We start from the raw sequence: 19,205 nt of genomic DNA, 5'->3' as shown, positions 1-19,205 counted from the left end.
CTTTTTCATGGTCTCGCCCTCGCTGCCGTTGGCTTCTTTGAACGCCACCGTGGCACTGTGATGCCTCGGCGGGGGCGAGTCCATCGATTACAGGGACTGCGCAAGCTTTGAGTCAACGCGGCTTCTGTGGGAGCGGCTTTAGCCGCGAACACCGGCAAAGCCGGTGCCATCCGCCGCGATACCCTCTGTGGATCAAACCACCGATTTCAACAGCACGCGCCCACTCAGCCGCTCCAGCATGGTCGCGCAGTACCAGTCATCGAACTGGCACACGCCGTTTTCAGCATTTTCCGAGAACGGCCCTGGCTCATAGGCAGGCGACGACACACCCGCATGCGTACCTTCCACCAGACGGCGGTCCTGGTCGTTGGTCGCCAGCCACACCTTGGTCAGCCGGTCCAGGTCGTAATCAACCCCTTCCACCGCCGACTCCGGCACCAGCCACTTGGTCGTTACCAGCGTTTCTCCCGGCCCGATCGGCAGCACGCGGAAGCTGAGCGCATGGTCGCCCAGGAAGTGGTTCCAGGTAGACGGATAGTTGAAATACAACAGCGCGCCGATATCTGCCTCGCCACTGTTGTCCAGCCGCCCGTTCACGGCGGGCTTGCCATCCATGGTGTAGCTGACGGCACCCGCGGAAAGCGGAATGCGAGTCATGCGGAAGCGCCCCAGCGGGTCCATGACCAGGCGGCTGGGCATGCCGGCCGCCTCGCAACGGGTCCAGTGGGCCACCAGCTCAGGGTCGTCATCACCGCCCACACCGGCCACCGACAGGTTCTCGACGAACGAGTTGAGCAGCTCCGGATGGGTACCGTCGCAGTGGTAGCACTCACGGTTGTTTTCGAACACCAGCTTCCAGTTGCCCTTCTCGATCAGGTTGGACTCGAAGGCGACCTTGCAGTTTTCCAGCCCATGGGGGGCAATGAAGGGGCTTACCGAGGCACGGAAGCTGTTGAAGTCCGGTGCCTGTTGCGCCACACACACGTAGATATAGCTGTGGACGATTTCCACATGCACCGGCTTGAGATTGTATTGGGTCTTGTCGAAGTCCGCGCCCATGTTGCCGGCATAGATCAGGTTGCCGTCCAGCTCGAATGTCCACTTGTGGTACGGGCACACCAGCTTGGCCACTTTACCGTTGGCGTGCTCGCACACTTTGGCACCGCGGTGTCGGCAGGCATTGTGGAAGGCGCGTACTTCGCCATCCTTGCCACGCACCACCGCTACCGGGTAGTCGCCAATCTGCAGGGTGAAATACTGGCCAGCCTTGGGGATCTCGAACGTATGGCCGGCAAACACCCAGTCCTTGTGCCAGATCTGCTCAAGATCGTGGCGGTATACGTCAGCGTCCAGGTACAGTTCACGGGGCAATACATGCCGCGGCTTGCGTTGATTGATCAGACCGATAACGGTTTCATTGCTATTCATTATTATCCTCCAGCCACCCGCCATTCATGACCATGGGTGGCAATGACCGAACCCTTGTTGTTTTAACCAACACCCTGCAACTTCACATCAAACTAAGCCACGCCACTTGGCCGCCACAAACGACATTTTCAACGCCAAATTCATCACTTGAAGTCATGCATCAGCCTGGCTATTTCAACGCACCTATCGGGCAAACTCTGAAAGTATCCAGTCCCTCACCCGCACGCAGGTGTCGTCATTGTCTTTTTCCCGGCAGGCCAGGTAATGCAGGCTGTTGCGCAACGTCATTTGTTCATCCACCGGCCTGGTCAGCCGGCCCTGCTCCACCAGGCCGGCCACCAGCTGGTTCCAGCCCAGTGCAATACCCTGGTTGGCCAGCACCATGTTGATGATCAGGCTGTAGTCGTTGGCGTGGAACAGCGGCGGGCTTTCGGCGCCACGCCCATCGATATCCACGTTGTGGAATGCCAGCCATACGCGCCAGTCCACATGCTCGGCCACGCCCGCCCGGCCGTAGGGGCTCAAGTCCAGCAATGCGTTGTTGCGCAGGCCCTCCAGCGTATCTATCCCAGGGTGCTGGCGCAGGTATTCAGGCGTGCACACCGGGTAAATCACGTCATGGCACAATGGGTACAGCGTGTAGCCCTCGCCCGGATTGGCGAACTTGGAGATGATCACATCCGGCTCAACACCCGGCTCGCGCGTCTGGAAGTTCTGCGTGGTGATCAGGTTAAGTTCGATATCCGGGTTGTCGGCACGAAACGCATTGATGTGCTGCGATAACCAGAAGGCGGAAAACGCCGGCGAGCAGCAAATGGTCAGCACCTGTTTTTCCTGTGGGGTATGACGAATGCGCTCCGCCGCCTGGGCAATGTTCACGAACGACAACTGCGACGCCTCGAAAAACACCGAACCGGCAGGCGTGAGCTCAACCGTGCGGCCCACGCGCTCGAATAGCCGGGCACTCAGGTAGGTTTCCAGTTCGCGCACCTGGCGGCTGATGGCTGCCTGCGACACGCACAGCGCTTCTGCAGCCCGGGTAAAACTCTGGTACTTGGCAGCGGCAACAAATGCTTTGACAGCACGCAACGAAGGCATGCGAAGTAACACGGTATCGGGGTCAACTTGCCGCTGCGACATCCTGATGTGCGCTCCTCATTCCGCGTACTGGACAATTGAATCGTACACAGCAGCCGCAAAAACACATCCACACTTAAATTACTTTACGCATTACCTTGGGTTATGCGAGAAATCGCCAACCCTGCAATAACATGAGGTTATTGTTGAAACTGTATAAATGTCGTTGGACTTTATATCCGGCACGCTCTTACATTAGCCCCGACCTGTACGCCAGCGCCTGGGTGACCCATGACAATAACGACAAGAGCATTCAGCCACACATTCAAAGAGCGCAACCTGGGCTTCATGGCACACTCGGTAGCGCGGCCCGCGCCCTCGCGGGTTGGTTTTCTGCTACTGGAAAACTTTTCCCTGCCCAGCTTCACCCAGGCCCTGGATGTGTTGGTTACTGCCAACCTGATCGCCCCCGGCTCGATCCGCGTGCACACCTTCAGCCACAACCACAACGAGGTCATGAGCGACCTGGCCATCCCCATCCGGCCAGACACACCGCTGACCGATGTGCGCCTGTGCGACCTCGACATCATGGTGGTCTGCGGCGGCCTGCGTGCCGCCCGTACGGTACCCGGCTGGCTGACCGCGCTACTGAAACGGCTGGCCAGGTTCCCCGTGGTACTTGGCGGCTTGTGGAACGGCGCCTGGTACCTGGGCAGTGCTGGCCTGCTCGATGGCTACCGCTGCGCGATCCACCCGGAACAGCGGATTGCCCTGGCCGAACGCGTGCCACACGCCATGGTCACCCACGATGCGCTGGTGCTCGACCGCGACCGGCTGACTGCTGCGTCGCCGGCCGGCGCCTTCGAAATGATGCTGCAGTGGCTGAACATCGGTTGCAACCAGGCGCTGGCCGATGCGGTGCTCGACACACTGGACCATGATCAAAGCAGGTTCCGCAGCATCCAGAAGCCGCTGCAACCGAAGGTCAGCCGGCCCCTGCGCGAAATCATCACGCTGATGGAGGCCAACCTGGAGGAGCCGCTGTCACCCGGGCAACTGTGCCAGGCCGTCGGCCTGTCGGTGCGCCAGGTGCAACGGCTGTTCAAGGACCAACTGGAGACCACCCCGCAAAAGTACTACTTCCAGCTGCGCATTACCGAAGCGCGGCGCCTGATCCAGAACTCCAACGCATCGATCTTCGATGTGTCCATCGCCTGCGGGTTTGTGTCGTGCACTCATTTCAGCAGGTCCTACAGTGCGTTCTTCGGTCACCCCCCTTCCAAAGAAGTGCGTTATGAAATCTGAGAAACAAGGAGCGCAAGCGGAAGGTTTCTGAACACACCGTTACCGGTACCCACAATAAAAACAATCATACAGCCATCGATCACTGAATTTTCGAGATGGCTTCACGGCTCCGCTTTGGCTGCCGCGCTGCCCCCCTCTTACTCGAAAACCCATATCGGGAGACAAGAATGACAAATCCTGCAATTTCAGTTGAAGATGTACCGCTAAACAGGTTCCACAAACTGCTCACCTGGCGTTCTGGCGGCGGCTCGTTCGTCGATGGCTATGTGCTGAGCATCATCGGCGTCGCCCTGGCGCACATCAGCACGGCGTTGTCGTTGAACAGTTACTGGGAAGGCCTGATCGCCGCCTCGGCGTTGATCGGCATTTTCTTCGGCGGCTTTCTCGGCGGCTGGCTGACCGACCGGCTTGGGCGCAAGCGCTTGTTCTTTGTCGGGCCCACCCTGTTCATCGTCGCATCGCTTGGGCAGTTCTGGGCCGACTCGGCGCTGGCCATCTTCCTGCTGCGGCTGGTCATCGGCATTGCCGTCGGCATCGAGTACCCGGTAGCCACCTCGCTGCTGGTCGAGTTCATGCCCAAGAAGTACCGCGGCCCCCGCCTGGCCATGCTCACCATCCTGTGGTTTGCCGGTGCCGCAACGGCTTACATTGTCGGTGAGCTGCTGCTGCGCAGTGGCGCCGAGGACGCCTGGCGCCTGGTGCTGGCCAGCTCCGCCAGCATCGGCCTTGCCCTTTTCGTGGTACGTATCGGTACACCCGAATCACCACGCTGGCTGCTCAGCAAAGGCCGCAATGCAGAGGCGGAGCAGGTGATCAAGGCGGTGTACGGCAACGGTTTTTCCCTGCGCAACCTGCCCGAGCAGAGCACCCACCACAAGGTCAACATCTGGAGCTTGCTGTATGCCGGCTACGGCAAGCGCATGCTGTTTGTCATCGTGTTCTGGACCTGCTGCATCATCCCGCTGTTCTCGGTGTACGCGTTTGCACCCAAGGTGCTGGCAGCGCTGAACGTGAAAGGCGACAGCGCCTCGATCGGCTCGGTACTGATCACGTTGTTCTTCGTGGTCGGTTGCATACTTGCCACGCGGCTGATCAACGTCATCGGCCGGCGCAACCTGCTGCTCTACAGCTTCCTGGTGTCGGGCGTGGCCTTGTTGTGCCTGGGCGCGCTGCACAGCAGCGCGGGCATCTGGATACTGCTGTTCTTTGCCTTGTATGCATTGTTCATTGGCGGTGCCCAGGTGCTTACGCTGGTGTACCCGAACGAAATCTTCCCCACCGAGATCCGCGCCTTCGCTGTGGGCATGGGCACCTCCATCTCGCGCATCGGTGCTGCGGTAGGGACTTATCTGGTGCCGATCTCACTGGATGTGCTGGGCATTGCACAGACCATGTACGTGGCGGCTGCCATCACCTTCTTCGGCCTGCTGCTGTCCTGGGCGCTGGCACCGGAAACCCGCTCGCTTAACCTGCAGCAGGCAGCGGCCCTGGGCTAACTTGTAAGCGCGGTGCTTGCCGCCCGCCAGCGATGGCAAGCATCATGCGCTTACTGACCACTTGCCAAGGATACGCCGATGACCGCTGCCCCCGTCACTTTCATGGAGCAAGGCCGCTGCAAACGTTTGAAGGCGGCCAGCAGCCGGGACCATGATAGCGTCGATCAACTGGTGATGGCCGCCCGCCCGTTCCAGGACCGCGAGCGTTATGGCCGCTTCCTGCAGGTGCAATACCGGTTTCACGGCAGCCTGTTGGCGTTGTATCAGGATGAACAGCTGAACCAGCGGCTGCCGGGGTTGGCCGAGCTGTCGCGCTTTGCGGCGGTCGAAGCCGATTTGCAGGACTTGGGCCTGCCACTGCCAACGCGCCCTCACCCGGTGTGCGCCAGCCCGGCCCAGGCGTTGGGCTGGTTGTATTGCAGTGAAGGGTCGAACCTGGGCGCAGCGTTTCTGTTCAAGCACACCCAGCGCCTGGGGCTGGATGGCGAGCTGGGTGCCCGCCACCTGGCGCCGCCACCGAGTGGCCGAGCGCTGCAGTGGCGCGAGTTTGTTGCCACGCTCGATAGCGTGGTGCTGGATGAGCGGGAAGAAGCCGAGGTGGTGGCGGGGGCAATTGCCGCGTTCGACAGCTACAGGGCACACCTGCGGGCAGTGTTTGCACAAGGCTGATTGCCCGCAAGGTGGCCGCGCCGATCTCAGCCTTTGACCACGTTTTGCAACGTCTCCCAGAGTTTCTCGACATGCTCGCGCTCAGTAGGCAGCGCCCCGATCGAAACCCGTACCATCCACTGCCCATCCAGCGTGGCTGGCGTCACATACGCCTGCCCGGACACATTCAGCCGCTGCGCCCAGGCTTTGGTGTGCGCATCCAGCGCCTCGCCGTCCAGCCCCGCCGGCCGATGGCGAATGCACAAGGTCTGCAACTGCACCGGCGCCAACACCTCCCACTCGGCAGCGGCCGCAACCTGCCCCGCCAGCCACTGGGCATTGCCCAGGTCGCGCCGCAAACGCTCCTGCAGCGCCTCAACGCCCTCGCTGCGCAACATGAACCAGAGCTTCAGCGCACGGAACCGCCGGCCCAGTGGAATACCCCAGTCACGCAGGTTCTTCACCTCGCCGTCGACTGCCGATTGCAGGTAGCTGGGGTTGGTGCTCATTACCCGGATCAGGTGCTGCGGGTCACGTACGTAGTAGATGGAGCAATCGAAAGCCACACCCAGCCACTTGTGCGCGTTGACTACCACCGAATCGGCCAGCTCGATGCCGTCCCACATCCAGCGGCACTCGGGCAGGATCATCGCCGAACCGGCCATGGCCGAGTCCACATGTAGCCACAGCCCATGAGCCTGGGCGATTTCGCCAATCGGGCGCAGCGGGTCGAGGGCCGTGGTGGTGGTTGTACCCGTGGTGGCAACCACAGCGCAGGGCTGGTTGCCGGCAGCCAGGTCCTGCTCGATCGCCGCCTGTAGTGCTTCTGGCCGCAGGCCGTAGTGTTCGTCAGTGGGGATCAGGCGAATGTTGTCGCGACCAAAACCGGCCAGCAACGCCGCCTTGTCCACCGAACTGTGGGCGTGGGCGCTGACATACACGATCAAAGGCTTGGCTTCGGCCTGCAGGCCGCCGCGTACCAACGCGTAGTCGGTGGCGCGCTCACGGGCGCTGATCAGCGCCACCAGGGTGCTGGTCGAAGCGGTGTCCTGGATGACCCCGCTCCATTGGCCAGAGAGGCCGAGCAACTGACGCAGCCAGTCGAGGGTGGTTTCTTCCAGCTCGCTCAGCGCCGGGCTGGATTGCCACGACAGGCCCAGCACGCCCAGGCCGGTGCTGAGGAAGTCGCCAAGTACCGAGGACAGCGTGCCGTTGGAAGGGAAATAGCCGTAGAAGTCCGGGTGCTGCCAATGGGACAGGCCGGGCATGACCAGCTGGTTGACGTCGTCGAGGATGGCCTCGAAGGGTTCGCCTTGCTGGGGCGCTGTTGCCGGTAACGCGGCCTTGAGGTAGCCGGGCTCGACTTGGGCCATGACCGGGCGCTCGCCGACGGTTTGGCGGTAGTCGGCAATCAGGTCGATCAGTTGGTGGCCGTACTGGCGGAATTGTTCGGGGGTCACTTGGCGGCTCCTGGGGTTCATCCACTGCCTGGGCCGGCCCTTTCGCGGGTAAACCCGCTCCCACAGATACTCCACAGTTTTTAGATCCTGTGAGTTACCTGTGGGAGCGGGTTTACCCGCGAAAGGGCCAGTACAGACAACACAATGCCCCCAGTCTAGGCAGCTATGCCAAACCGTATAACCCCGCTTCGCGCATACCTGCTATGGCAAACCCGCATGCCCACCCTGTACACCGAACTGTGACTGGCGCCAGAGCTCGAACACCCGGTTGCGCAACCAACGGTGCTCGGCAGAAGCTTGCAGGCGCTGGTGCCACACCACCCAGTAGCGCTGGCTGTGGTCGATGAAGGCCAGCGGTCGCCAGGCCAGGTCATGCAGGCGGCACAGTTGCCGGGCAATGTGCTCAGGCACAGTGGCCACGGCCTGGCTGTTGGCAATGACCTTTACGGTGGCGGAAAAAAACGGCACCTCCAGGCTGACACGCCGCTGCAGGCCCTGGGCGCGCAAGTGGCGGTCGATGAAGCTGTCCTTGTCGCCCCCGCCGGAAATACGCACATGTTTGTGCGCCAGGTAATCAGCCTGGCTGAGCGTGGCATGGGCTGCAAGCGGGTGGTCGAGGCGCATCAGGCAAACGGCGCGGTCCTCGCCCAGCAGGCGCCCGTGCAGGTTGGGTGGCGACTCGTCGAACAGGGTGGTGGCCAGGTCGATTTCGCCGCTGGCCAGCAAGGCGTACTGGCCGGCTTGCCAGGTACGGTACTCAAGCGCTACACCCGGTGCTTCACGCTCCAGCGCCGCCACCAGCAGCGGCAGCATGTGCTCGGCCACATAGTCCGAAGCGGCCAGGCAGAAGCGCCGCTCGCAGCGTGCCGGGTCGAAGACGGCGGGCTGGCGCAAGGCGTGCAGTTCTTCAAGGACCTGGCGCAGCGGTTCGACCAGGGCTTCGGCATGTTCGCTCAGTACGTAGCCACGGCCCTGGCGCACCAGCAGCGGGTCATCGAAGGCATCACGCAGGTGGGCCAGCTGACGGCTCAGGGCCGACTGGCTGACGCCCAGGCGCTCGGCGGCGTGGCTGAGATTTTTCAGCTGCAGCAGGTGGTCGAGGGTGCGCAGGTGGGCGAGGCTGAGGGAGGCGAAGGTGGGGTTCATGCAGGCTGCCCGCGGTGGCATTCAAAGGCCTATTCGCGGGCTCGCCCGCTCCCACAGATTCACCGCTGTATTGAATGCTGCGGTGAACCTGTGGGAGCGGGCGAGCCCGCGAAGGGCCGCAAAGCGGCCCCGGATACACAAATCAGTCAGTCAGGCCGACATAAACGTTCTGCACATCATCGTTCTCGTCGATCGCTTCGAGAAACGCTTCAACCTCAGCCAGTGCTTCAGCGCTCAGGCTGGCCGCGCTCACCGGGTTTTTCGGGGTGTAGCCGATCTTCGCCGAGGTCACGGTGAAGCCATGGTCCGGCAGGGCCTTCTGCACGGCGTCCAGGTCGGTGGTGTCGGTAATGAACAGGGTCGAACCCTCTTCTTCACCTTCTTCGAAGTCCTGGGCGCCGGCTTCGATAGCCGCCATTTCCGGGTCGGCGTCGCCTTCCGGAGTGGCTTCGATCAGGCCGACATGGTTGAAGTCCCAGGCCACCGAACCGCTCGCACCCAACTGGCCCTTGCGGAACAGTACGCGGATTTGCGCAACGGTGCGGTTGACGTTGTCGGTCAGGCACTCGACGATCAGCGGTACCTGGTGCGGGGCAAAGCCTTCGTAGCTGACCGCGTGATACTGCACGGAGTCACCGTCCAGGCCGGCGCCCTTGCGAATCGCCCGCTCCAGCGTCTCGCGGGTCATCGAGGCCTTCTTGGCCTGCACGATGGCCAGGCGCAGACGCGGGTTCATGTCGGGATCGGCGCCCGACTTGGCAGCGATCTGGATTTCCTTGGACAGCTTGCCCATGACCTTGCCTTTGGCATTGGCCGCTGTTTCTCTATGCTTGGCTTTCCACTGTGCGCCCATGTCGACTCTCTTGTTTCAACGGCCGGTTCAGGAAGCGACCGGCCAAAAGTGGGTGCAGTTTATACGCCCTCAGGCACCGGATCGACAAGAAATCTCATCAGCCTTTATCGGCTTTGCCTGCCGCCGCGGCAAACCGCGCCAGGCGCACATCCAGCCGGCGCGGCCGCAAACCGTGGTCCTCGGCGCGCTCCTTGCGGCGGATGGCATTGCGCACCATCAGCGAACCCAGGTAGCGGATGGGCTCGGGCGGGAACAGCCCCATCGGCCCCTTGACCAACGGCGAGCGGGTCCATGGGTTGTCCAGCCCCAACGCCAGCGAAGAAAGGATCTGCCCACCCATGAGGCACGGCCCGACGCCACTGCCGGAGTAGCCAAAGCCGTAAAACACATTGCCCTGCCCGTCCAACCGGCCGAAGAACGGCAAACCGGTTACCGAGCGGTCCGACGGCCCGTTCCAGCTTGCGGCCAGCGGCACATCGGCCAGTGCCGGGAAGAACCCGCCCAGGCTTTCGCGCAGCAGCGGCCGGTAGGGCGATGGCTGGTCGAACACTGGCAGCATGCGCCCGCCATAGGCGAAGGTATTGCCACCCTTGCCGAGCATCAGCCGGCCGTCGGAGGTGTTGTGGTAGTAATGCACGAAAATGCGCGAGTCGAGCACGCTGATGCCGCTGTCCAGGCCGATTTCGCGCAGCAGGTCGGGGCACGGCTCGGTAATCACCATGTCGCTGGAAACAATTGCCACGCTGCGCTCGAACTGCGGGAAGGCCCGCGCCATCCAGGCATTCAGGCCCAACACCACGCGGTCAGCGCGCACTGTGCCGTGGGCCGTGCGCACCTGCACCGGGGCGCCGTGTTCCAGGCCGGTCATGGCCGTGCCTTCATGGATGCGCACGCCGCGCTGCAACGCCACCCGGCGCAGGCCGCGCACCAGCTTGCCCGGCTGCACCGTGGCCGCGGCGGGCGAGAACCAGCCCTCCAGGTGCCGCGCCGAACCGGCCAGGCGCTGCACTTGCTCCAGCGGCAGGCGGCGGAACGAATTGATCCCCTTGTGCTCCAGCGCAGCAATTACCCCGTCGGTTGCGCCAACCTGAGCCGCGTTGGTCGCGGTGTACAGCGTGCCGTCCAGGCGGTAGTCACAGTCGATGCCGTTGGCCGCGCAAAACGCACCGATATCACCGATGCTGCGCTCCGACTCGCGCACCAGGCGCACCGCCTCGGCCACCCCGAACAGCCGCTCGAGGGTGAAGTACTTGGCCGACCAGGACAACGCGCAACCGCCGTTTCGGCCACTGGCGCCAGCGCCGCAGATATCGGCTTCAATCAGCACCACATCCAGCGCCGGCACCGCTTCCTTGAGCATCAGTGCTGTCCACAGGCCGGTGTAGCCGCCGCCGACGATGCACACATCGCAACGGCTATCACCTTGCAGCGGCGGGCATACCGCCTCCTGCGCCGAATCCAGGGCCTGTTGCAGCCAGAAGGGTCTCATTCGCTCTTTCCTTTCAGGTACGCAGTGGCTTGATTGCCATGCTGGTATTCGGTGCAACGTCGGCACTTTGCGCGGTGCTGGCCGGGCGGCTGTTCCAGTGCGGCAGCAGTACCAGCGCCGAGAACAGCGCGCAGCCAGCGAACACGATGAACACTGTGACGCCATCGAAGTACCCCGGCAGAAGCCCGCCCAGCACCGCCCCCACCGAGCCGCAGCCATTGACGAAACCCGCCGCGGTAGCGCCGGCCTTGGCGGTGCCGAAGTCAATGGCCGCAGCGCCGCTGATCATCGAGTCCGGGCCGTACAAGGTCAGGCCCATGACGAACAGCAAGGCCACCACCAGCATCACGTTGCCTGTGTGCATGGCCGCCATGAAGCCCGCCAGGGTCACGGTCAGCAGCACCAGGCTGATGACACACGCCGGCATGCGCCGGGCGCCGAACAGCTTGTCGGAGGCCAGGCCGATGATGATCGGGCCGAGCAGCCCGGCCAGTTCGAAGGCGGTCGGGATAATGGCTGCACCGACCTTGCCCACCTCGGGCATCTGCTCGAAGACGATCACCGGCCCCCACAGCAAGATGGCGTAGCGCGCAGGCTTCAACAGGAAGTACGCCAGGCCCAGGGTCAGCACCGTGCGGTTGCGCAAAATTTCCTTCAGCGGTGCCCACACGCTGCACAGGTTGCCGGCCGGGGCCATGCTCTGCGGCTCGGGCTCCACTGCCGGCAGGCCGACGTCTTCCGGCTTGTTGCGCTGCAGCAGGAAGAACAGCACGGCCACCAGCGCCACCACGGCGGCGCTGGAGAAGAATGCCGCATGCCAGCTGCCGACCAGGGTATAGGCCCACCAGCCGGCGAACGGCGAAGCCACCAGGCCGCCGAAGGCATAGCAGGAACTCCACAACCCCAATATCCGCCCGCGCTGCGAGGCCGGGAAGAAGCTGCCGATGTTCTTGCACAAGCCAGCCCAGCCGGTGGACTGTGCCAGGCCCTGCACCAGCATGCAGGTAGCAAAGATCGGGAAGGTGGCGTAGCTGCCCATCACCACCGCCGCCACCGCGGAAATCAGCAGCCCACCCAGCACCACCACGCGCGGGCCGAAGCGGTCGGCAAGCATGCCCCAGGTGAACTGGCCTACGGCATACGCGGCCAGGTAGATGGCGTCGAGGTTGGCCATGGCGGCTTTGTCGAGCATGAAGCTGGGGTCTTCGGCGATGCCCAGCTTGGCAACCGAGAACGCTTTGCGGGTGAAGTAGAAGGCGGCGTAGGCCAGCCAGGTGATGGCGAAAATCTGGATGCGCCAGCGTTTGAACGCGGCTAGGGAGTGATTCATGTAAGTCTGACCTCTTGCTTGAGTGTGCCGGCAGAATGTGAAGAAACGCCTGTCTTGTTCTTGTGTTACGCACAGCGATGACGAGGCTGTCATCGGGTCAGGTGGCACCGTGTGGGCACCATGGCCCTGGCGGCATTCGTGGTGCCAGCGTCGGGCTGACATGCATGGAAACAGTTGCGCTAAGATAAATAAAATCGATTTATCGTATTTCACACATAAGCTCAGCTTTTTACTGAGGTGGTCATGTCGGTTTCCCACGCACAACTCAAGGCCTTCCATGCGGTGGCCGTGCACGGCAGCTTTACCCGCGCGGCGCAAAAGCTGTTCCTTACCCAGCCCGCGGTGTCGGACCAGGTGCGCAAGCTGGAGGAACGCTTCGGTGTATTGCTGTTCCACCGCAACAAGCGCTCAGTGCAGCTCACCGACCTTGGCGAACGCCTGCTGGGCATCAGCCAGCGGCTGTTCGCCTGCGAGGCCGAGGCCCATGACCTGTTGCAGGATTCACGTGCGCTGCACACCGGCAGCCTGGTGCTGGCGGTGGACGCACCGGTGCACGTGCTGCCGCAGATTGCCCGCTTCTGCCAGCGCTACCCGGGCATCCAGGTAAAGATCGAAACCGGCAACACCGACGAATCGCTGGCCCGGCTGTTCAGTTACCAGGCTGACCTGGCGCTGCTGGGCCGGGATGTGGACGATGAACGGTTGCATTGCCTGCCCCTGCGCCGCGACCCGATGGTCGCATTCGTCTCGCACCACCACCCGTGGGCCAGCCGAGGCTCGATCAGCCTGGCCGACCTGGACGACACACCGCTGGTGCTGCGCGAGCCGGGCTCGGTCACGCGCCAGACGCTGGAAGAAGAAATGCAACGGGCCGGGTTGCGGATTCGCCCGGCGATCCAGGTAGAAGGCCGCGAGGCGGCGCGCGAGGCAGTGGTGGTGGGGATTGGCGTGGGGGTGGTGTCGGCAGCGGAGTTTGGCGCCGATGCGCGGGTGTGTGCGTTGCCGATCGTGGATTGCCAGCGGCATTTGACCGAGACGCTGGTGTGCCTGAGCGAGCAGCGGACGCGGCGGGTGGTGGCGACCTTCTTGCAGATGGTTGAAGAAGGGTTGTAAGCCTGCGCCGGCCCCTTCGCGGGCTTGCCCGCTCCCACAGGGAATGCACAACATCTGGAAGCTGTGGAGATCCTGTGGGAGCGGGCGAGCCCGCGAAGAGGCCAGTACAGGCAACCCAACTATGCTAGGACTACCTCCATCCCCGGCACCCAACCATGTTCTCCCGCCTGGCCGCCGACACCCTGGTCCTGCTGCACCTGGCGTTCATCCTGCTGGTGCTGTTCGGCGGCCTGCTGGTGCTCAAGTGGCGCCCTGCCCTGCTGCTGCACCTGCCGGCCCTGGCCTGGGGCCTGGCGGTGGAGTGCCTGCACCTGGGCTGCCCGCTCACCACCTGGGAAAACCGCATGCGCAGCGCGGCCGGCGACGCAGGCTACCAGGGCGGCTTCGTCGAGCACTACATCTGGCCGCTGATCTACCCCGCCGGGCTGACGCCGCACATCCAGTTGCTGCTGGGCAGTGTTGTGCTGCTGCTCAACCTGGGTATCTACAGCTACGTGGCCTGGCGCTGGCGCCACCCTAGCGGGTAGCGATCACGAACAAGCGCGGGAACGGCAGCAGCACCTTGCCGTCGGTGGCGGGCGGGTAGCCCTGCTGCATGGCTTGCAGGTACATTTGCAGGAAGTCAGCCTGCTCCTGTTCATCAAGCCTGGCCAGATAAGGCCGCAACGCAGACCCCTTGAACCACTCCACCACCGCTTCGGCGCCACCCGGCAAAGGGTGGTGATAGGTGGTGCGCCACACATCCACCCGTGCGCACAGCGGGCTGAGCAGGTCGTAGTAGAACGCCGCGCTGTGCCGTGGTGGCAGGTGGAAGTCGGCGAACTTCGCCGCCCACGGGCCGCGGCTGGCAATCTCGCGCAACTGGCGATGGGCCGGTTCGTCGAGGTTGTCCGGAGTCTGCACGGCCAGGCTGGCACCTTCGCTGAGCTGGCGAACCAGGTGCGGGTACAGCGAGGCGTGGTCGGGTACCCATTGCAGCGAGGCGTTGGCCAGGATCAAGTCCTGCGGCTCGGGGGCGGACCAGCCGCTGATGTCGGCAATCAGCGTGCGTACCCGCGGGATGCACAAGCGCTTGCGTTCACGGGCCTTGGCGACCATGTCAGCGTCGCTGTCCAGCGCCGTTACCTGGGCATCGGGGTAGCGTTGCAGCAACACCTCGGTGGAATTGCCCGGGCCACAGCCCAGGTCAGTGGCGTGGCGCACCGGGCGTGACGGGATGGCGGCGAGCAGGTCGCGCACGGCGCGGGTGCGTTCATCTTCGAACAGGGAATACTGGGTGGCGGACCAGGCCATGTGCAGCTCCTTAGGGCGGGCGATATGCCTAGCATATGCCAAGTAGCACCCTGCGCGGTCGTTGTAGGAGCGGCCTTGTGTCGCGATGGGCTGCGGAGCAGCCCCAAAATCTTCGATAAAGCGCAGATTGCCGGGGCCGCTTTGCGGCCCATCGCGACACAAGGCCGCTCCTACAAGGGATCGTATGCGCGGTTTTAGAAATCCCAGCGGGTGGAGACCATGACGTTACGCGGTTCGCCGTAATAACCACTGTAGAACGTGGTATCCAGCGCACTGAGGTACTTCTTGTCGAACAGGTTGTTGAGGTTCAGCGTGGTCGAAAGCTGGTCGGTGATCTGGTAGCGGCCCATCAGGTTGAACACCGCGAACTGGCCCTGCCTGGCCTTGACCGTCTTGCCCAGGTCGGTGGGCGCAGCCGTGAAGTGGATGCCGCTCTGCCAGTTCATGCCACCACCCACGGTCAGGCGGTCCAGGTCACCCGGCAGGCGGTAGGTGCTCCACAGCTTGACCATGTTGGCCGGGAACACCGTATTGATGCGCTCGCCATCGGCGTCCTTGATGATGCTGTGGTTGTAGCTGGCACTGAGGTTCCAGCCCGGCTGCAGCTCACCGCTGGCCTCCACTTCGAAACCACGCGTGGTGGCGCCAGAGATCGCGCGGTAGGCGGATGTGGTGGTACCGGGCACGACCTTGCCGGGGTCGACTTCGGCCAGGTTGTCCTGCTTGATCTCGAAGGCAGCGACGCTGGTGTTCAGGCGGCCGCCGAAAAACTCGCTCTTCAGGCCGATTTCGTAGTTGTCGCCCTCACGTGGGTCAAGGGTACTGCCGCTGGCATCACGAACGGTCTGCGGCTTGAAGATGCTGGTGTAGCTGGCATACACCGAGTGAACCTCGTCGAGGTCGTAGACGATACCGGCGTACGGGGTGACCACGCCACTGTCGCGGTTGGCGGTGACCTTGTTCAGGGCGGTATTTACCGCGTATTCCAGGTCGTAACGGTAGCGATAGTTGCTGACCCGGGCACCCAGGATGACCGACAAGTCGTCAGTGGGCCGCAGGCGCGTGGCCAGGTAGGTACCGCTCTGGTAAATGCTGGTATCGCCGTCGTACAGCTTGCCGTTAGCGGTGTTGGGCTCGGTTGTGTAGTTGTCCCAGGTGTAGAAGTTGACCCGGCTGCCCTCGATCGCCGTGCCACGCAACGGGTCGTGGTGGTTCTGGTAGCGAGAGAAGTTGTAGCCCAGCACCAGTTCGTGCTCGCGGCCAAATGCCTGGAATGGACCCTTGAGCTGTGCATCCACACCCACCTGCTTCTGCCAGGTGCTGCCGGCACCGCCGTACAGGCGCACGCCTTCGCCGGTCTGCTTGTCGGGGAAGCCCCAGCTAGCAGTAGCCAGGCTGTAATCGTCGCGGTTGATGTACATCTGGTTCACCGCCAACCGCAGGCTCCAGTCGTTGCCCAGTTTCTGTTCGAGGCTGGCGAAGGTGTTCAGCGCGTCCTGGGGGTTGCTGCTCCAGCGCGCGGCGCTGTTGGTGGAGCGGGAAAAATCGGTTTGCTCACCATTGCTGTAGAACAACGGGAACGCCACTGAAGACGAGCCTTCTGGCCGGTTGCGCTGGTAATCCGCGCCCACGGTGAGCAACGTGGTGTCGGTAAGGTCGGCCTCAAGGATGCCGTAGAACACCTGCTTTTCCTGGTGGTAATGGTCGACGAAGCTGTCGTTCTGCTGGTAAGCGGCAACCATGCGCCCGCGTACATTGCCAGTAGGCGTCAACGGCCCGGACAGGTCGACCTCGGTGCGGTACTTGTTCCACGACCCCAGCCCGGCGCTGACATGCCCCTTGAACGTGGCGGTGGGCCGCTTGCGCACCAGGTTGATGGTGGCAGACGGGTCACCCGCGCCGGTCAGCAGGCCGGTGGCACCGCGCAGCACCTCCACATGGTCATAGATGGCCATGTCGGCCAGGCTCTGCGCTGATACCTGGCTGACGATATCGAGGGTGGTGGGAATGCCGTCGAACTGGTAGTTGTCTACCGAGTAGCCGCGCGAGTAGATGTTGAATCGCTCACTGCCCAGGCTCTGGACCGATAACCCCGGGGTTTGCTGCAACACTTCGGTAAGGTCGTTCAGGCCCTGGTCGTCCATACGCTGGCGGGTAACCACACTGATCGACTGCGGCGTTTCGCGCGGCGACAGGTCCAGGCCTGTGCCGGCGCGCGTAGTGCCCAGGGTGTAGGCACCGGTTCCGTCCGTGCTGTTGCCGTAACGCTGGCTGTCGATATTGGTAGCGCCCAGCTCCAGCGCCGAGCCACTGGCGGGCGCGCCAATCAGGTACCCCTCCCCGGCCCGTTGCAACTGCAAGCCCGAGCCGGCCAGCAGCTGTTGCAAGGCTTGGGCAACGCTCATGCGCCCCTGCACGGCCGCCGCCTGGCGGCCTTCGGCAGCATCGGTGGAAAACAGGATGCGGGTATCGGTCTGCCGGGCCAGGGCATTTAGCGAGCGGTCAAGGCGTTGTGCCGGGATATCCAGGCTGAAGGTGGCATCCTGCGCCTGGACGCTGGCGCAGGTCAGCAGGCTGGCAGCCAGCAGCGTCAGCGGTGAAAGGTGGTTACCCATGTGTTCCCCATACGATTCAAGTGACTTCATGGGGATGGCGGTTGGGCATGCGCGAATGTTGATGTGTGGATGAAAAAAATTATTGGTTGCCTGTACCGGCCCCTTCGCGGGCTTGCCCGCTCCCACAGGATATCCGTGGCATCGGGTTCGATGCTGTACCTGTGGGAGCGGGCAAGCCCGCGAAAGGGGCGATACAGGCGATCAATCAGTCTGACCGATGACCAAGCCACCATCAGCAGCGCGTACCACCTTCACTGGCAACACGGCTGACAACTGCTCCAGCAGAGCCCGTACCTGTCGGCTGTCGAACTCACCCGACAAGCGCAAATCCCCCGTGCGCCCATCTGCCAGCCGCAGCGGCAACTCGCTGTACCGCTGCAAATCCACAATCGCATCGCGCAACGGTGTGCCGTCAAAACGCAACACCGAGCTGCTCCAGGCAGCCATCGAGCCGGGCTGCACGGCCTGCACCGCTCCCAGTTCACCTGCGCCCGCAAGCAGTTGCTGCCCGGCCCGCAGTGGCTGCGCCGCACCGTGCCCCATGCCGACCTCTACTGCACCCTCCAGCACCCCTACCCGAACGCCACGCACATCGCTGCGCACGTCGAACACCGTACCGATATCACGCACACGCACGCCCTGGCTGCGGACAATGAACGGTGCTTCGGCATGCACCACGGTAAAGCGTGCCTGCCCTTCGAACAGCTCCAGTTGCCGGCTGCGCAGGCGATGTTCAATCTGCAGGCGGCTGCCGGAGTCCAGCAGCACCTGGCTGCCGTCCGCCAACACCAGCTCGCGTTGTGCACCCACTGCCACCCTGACCTGCTCGGTCTGCCAGGCAGGGTCCAGCCACCACAGGCTGCCAGCCAGCAGCAACGACAACAGGCTGGCCTTGGCCGCCTTGCCGGCCTTGCGCCGGCGTGCGGTCATGGCCTTGCCTTCGGCGAGCAACGCCTCGCGCGACGCCACCCGCTCGCGCAGGGCTTCGCTGAACGCGTCCAGGGGGTCGGCCTGGTGCTTGCCGTCACGCTTGCCCTGGCTCATGCCTGGCCCTCGTCACGCAGGCGTCGGGCCGGCTCCCAGCAGCTGGCGATGGTGCGCATCGCCCGGTTGAAATGTTGGGTCACCATGTTGGTCGAGATGTCCAGCTCAGCGGCGATGTCGCGCTGGGTCATGCCGTGAATGCGGTGCAGCAGGAACACCTGGCGCTGGCGCGCCGGCAGCGCTTCGATAAGCGCCAGCAAGGCATGCAGTTGCTGCTCGAAATCCAGCTCGCGGGCACCGTCCCAATTGTCCAGCGCAGGTTCATCGAGGCTGGCGGCGGCCAGGTGAGCCGCACGCAGCGATTCGGCGCGCACCCGGTCGATGGCCCGATTGAAGGTGACCTTACGAAGAAATGCCAGCGGCAGCGAGATGCGCCGGCTTGGCGGCTTGTCGAGAAGCTGCAGGTACACGTCATGGACCAGGTCGCGGGCAAAGTGGCGGTCGCGAAAACGCTGGCGGATGTAGCGGACCAGCTCGTCATAGTGCAACGCCAGCGCGTCAAGCAGTTCCTGGTTGGGCGGTGTGTTGGACATGAAGGGCCGGCGCCAAGTGATAATGCTTCGCATTGTAGGGGCCAAGACATGCATTTGTCTGCTCTGGCCTCATCGCCGGCAAGCCAGCTCCCACAGGACATCACTGCACCCAGCCATTGTGGTGACAATGTGGGAGCTGGCTTGCCGGCGATGAGGCCGGAACTGACCACCTATGCTTGAAGTCAGTCCCTTTATGCGCATGCCCATGAAGACCTACATCGCCCTCGCCATCCTGGCCCTGATTGCCGCCGCCGCCCTGCTCGGCTCGCCATGGATGAACCAGCGCTTTCACATGCCCGCAGAAAAAACCCAGGCCCAACAACGCGAAACGGCCGGGTCCCCAAGGGAGCCGGCCGTTTCGAAAAGCGAGTGACG

General features: G+C 63.3%; 17 protein-coding genes. 6 read left to right on the top strand and 11 right to left on the bottom strand.

From position 1 onward, the window contains the following. Positions 1–192: 192 nt before the first annotated feature. A complete protein-coding gene (locus tag ACIQUI_RS13570; RefSeq protein WP_403199224.1) occupies positions 193–1,428 on the bottom strand; it encodes an SRPBCC family protein in 1,236 nt (411 codons plus the stop codon). Between the two features lie 183 nt (positions 1,429–1,611). After that, a complete protein-coding gene (locus ACIQUI_RS13565; RefSeq protein ID WP_403199222.1) occupies positions 1,612–2,526 on the bottom strand; it encodes a LysR family transcriptional regulator in 915 nt (304 codons plus the stop codon). Between the two features lie 270 nt (positions 2,527–2,796). Between ACIQUI_RS13565 and ACIQUI_RS13560 the strand changes: the two genes are divergently transcribed. The 3 genes from ACIQUI_RS13560 (at position 2,797) to ACIQUI_RS13550 (ending at position 5,975) form a co-directional block, all read left to right on the top strand. Beyond that, positions 2,797–3,810: a GlxA family transcriptional regulator gene (locus tag ACIQUI_RS13560; protein WP_403199219.1), complete on the top strand. Its 1,014-nt coding sequence runs from the start codon at positions 2,797–2,799 to the stop codon at positions 3,808–3,810. 167 nt (positions 3,811–3,977) lie between these two features. After that, on the top strand, positions 3,978–5,306 hold the full coding sequence (locus ACIQUI_RS13555) for an MFS transporter (protein WP_403199216.1): 1,329 nt from the start codon (positions 3,978–3,980) through the stop codon (positions 5,304–5,306). Between the two features lie 78 nt (positions 5,307–5,384). Next, positions 5,385–5,975, top strand: coding sequence for a biliverdin-producing heme oxygenase (locus ACIQUI_RS13550; protein ID WP_403199214.1), 591 nt, complete (start codon positions 5,385–5,387; stop codon positions 5,973–5,975). 26 nt (positions 5,976–6,001) lie between these two features. Here ACIQUI_RS13550 and ACIQUI_RS13545 read toward each other — a convergent pair whose 3' ends face one another. The 5 genes from ACIQUI_RS13545 to ACIQUI_RS13525 all read right to left on the bottom strand — a co-directional run bounded on the left by ACIQUI_RS13545 (position 6,002) and on the right by ACIQUI_RS13525 (position 12,232). Beyond that, entirely contained in the window at positions 6,002–7,414 is a 1,413-nt protein-coding gene (locus ACIQUI_RS13545) for a DOPA decarboxylase (protein ID WP_403199212.1), read from the bottom strand. A gap of 201 nt (positions 7,415–7,615) precedes the next feature. Next, entirely contained in the window at positions 7,616–8,560 is a 945-nt protein-coding gene (locus ACIQUI_RS13540; protein WP_403199210.1) for a LysR family transcriptional regulator, read from the bottom strand. A gap of 142 nt (positions 8,561–8,702) precedes the next feature. After that, entirely contained in the window at positions 8,703–9,413 is a 711-nt protein-coding gene (locus ACIQUI_RS13535) for a YebC/PmpR family DNA-binding transcriptional regulator (RefSeq protein ID WP_391135721.1), read from the bottom strand. A gap of 97 nt (positions 9,414–9,510) precedes the next feature. Further along, a complete protein-coding gene (locus ACIQUI_RS13530) occupies positions 9,511–10,902 on the bottom strand; it encodes an FAD-dependent oxidoreductase (RefSeq protein ID WP_403199207.1) in 1,392 nt (463 codons plus the stop codon). Between the two features lie 13 nt (positions 10,903–10,915). Further along, a complete protein-coding gene (locus ACIQUI_RS13525) occupies positions 10,916–12,232 on the bottom strand; it encodes an MFS transporter (RefSeq protein WP_403199204.1) in 1,317 nt (438 codons plus the stop codon). A 243-nt stretch (positions 12,233–12,475) separates the two neighbouring features. Between ACIQUI_RS13525 and ACIQUI_RS13520 the strand changes: the two genes are divergently transcribed. Continuing rightward, the gene (locus ACIQUI_RS13520; protein WP_403199201.1) at positions 12,476–13,345 is read left to right on the top strand and encodes a LysR substrate-binding domain-containing protein; all 870 of its coding nucleotides are present in this window, start codon (positions 12,476–12,478) and stop codon (positions 13,343–13,345) included. 155 nt (positions 13,346–13,500) lie between these two features. Then, positions 13,501–13,872 carry a DUF2784 domain-containing protein gene (locus ACIQUI_RS13515; protein ID WP_403199199.1) on the top strand — a complete coding sequence of 124 codons (372 nt, stop codon included), beginning with the start codon at positions 13,501–13,503 and terminating at the stop codon, positions 13,870–13,872. Here the strand turns inward: ACIQUI_RS13515 and tam are convergent. From tam to ACIQUI_RS13495, 4 genes are all read right to left on the bottom strand, one after another. Beyond that, entirely contained in the window at positions 13,862–14,638 is a 777-nt protein-coding gene (gene tam / locus ACIQUI_RS13510; RefSeq protein ID WP_403199196.1) for a trans-aconitate 2-methyltransferase, read from the bottom strand. The genes ACIQUI_RS13515 and tam overlap by 11 nt on opposite strands. Before the next feature lie 194 nt (positions 14,639–14,832). Further along, a complete protein-coding gene (locus ACIQUI_RS13505; RefSeq protein ID WP_403199193.1) occupies positions 14,833–17,253 on the bottom strand; it encodes a TonB-dependent siderophore receptor in 2,421 nt (806 codons plus the stop codon). 201 nt (positions 17,254–17,454) lie between these two features. Then, positions 17,455–18,297, bottom strand: coding sequence for a FecR family protein (locus ACIQUI_RS13500; RefSeq protein WP_403199191.1), 843 nt, complete (start codon positions 18,295–18,297; stop codon positions 17,455–17,457). After that, positions 18,294–18,830, bottom strand: coding sequence for an RNA polymerase sigma factor (locus ACIQUI_RS13495; protein WP_403199189.1), 537 nt, complete (start codon positions 18,828–18,830; stop codon positions 18,294–18,296). The genes ACIQUI_RS13500 and ACIQUI_RS13495 overlap by 4 nt, the downstream gene beginning before the upstream one ends. Positions 18,831–19,023: 193 nt before the next feature. Between ACIQUI_RS13495 and ACIQUI_RS13490 the strand changes: the two genes are divergently transcribed. Further along, positions 19,024–19,203 (top strand): hypothetical protein, encoded by a 180-nt coding sequence (locus ACIQUI_RS13490; protein WP_403199236.1) that lies wholly within the window; start codon positions 19,024–19,026, stop codon positions 19,201–19,203. The last annotated feature ends 2 nt before the right edge of the window (positions 19,204–19,205 follow it).

Origin of the sequence: Pseudomonas sp. NPDC090592 (genome assembly GCF_044769185.1) — a bacterium.
GTDB lineage: Bacteria > Pseudomonadota > Gammaproteobacteria > Pseudomonadales > Pseudomonadaceae > Aquipseudomonas.
The sequence above is the reverse complement of the archived record's forward strand: the minus strand, read 5'-3'. Positions and strand labels throughout refer to the sequence as shown.